This window comes from Bradyrhizobium genomosp. III, from assembly GCF_000261705.1.
In the GTDB taxonomy this organism is placed as follows: Bacteria; Pseudomonadota; Alphaproteobacteria; order Rhizobiales; family Xanthobacteraceae; genus Bradyrhizobium; species Bradyrhizobium ottawaense.
Genome location: NZ_AJQF01000142.1, coordinates 1 through 648, shown reverse-complemented (window position 1 = coordinate 648; position 648 = coordinate 1). Strand labels below are relative to the sequence as shown.

Below are 648 nucleotides of genomic sequence, written 5' to 3'. Positions count from 1 at the left end.
CCCCCCCGCCGATCCCACCGGCGACTGGCGGGTTGCCGACGGCGTCGCCAACATTCGCGTCGCCCAATGCAATGGCAGCATGTGGGGCGCCGTTTCCTGGGAAAAGCAGCCCGGCGGCCGCGACGAGAACAATCCGGATGCCTCGAAAAAGACCAGGCCGACACTGGGCATGGCGACGCTGATCGACATGAAGAAGAAACCCGGCGCCGATCAGTGGGAAGGGCAGGTCTACAACGCCAAGGACGGCCAGCTCTATAGCGCGACCATCACGCCGGCCGGCGCCGACCAGCTCGAAATCAAGGGCTGCGTAATGGGCTTCCTCTGCGGCGGCGAGACCTGGACGCGAGTCGGCCCGCCGATCCCCTCGAGCACCGCCAATGCCATGGCCAAGGGTGCGCCCAAGTCCACCGGCGCGGCACCGAAGGCTCAGGGCACGATGGGCGCGACAGCGGCGCCTGCTCCGGCTGCGGCGGCCCCGAAGAGCGCCACCGCCCCCGCAAAGCCGAGTCAGAAGGGTTCCGCCGACCCGGTCGGCGACATCTGCCTACTCCCTGAGATTGCGGGGTTTGCCCATTAGGGCCGGCTGGAACAGCAACACGGCGGCGAGCGTCGTCACCAGCGAAAGTGCCAGCAGCTTGCCCATGCTTG

General features: G+C 67.9%; 1 protein-coding gene. It reads left to right on the top strand.

What is annotated here, in order from left to right:
• On the top strand, window positions 1-577 hold a 577-nt coding region (locus IC66_RS0112090), incomplete at its 5' end, for a DUF2147 domain-containing protein (protein WP_038947794.1).
• Window positions 578-648: the final 71 nt, after the last annotated feature.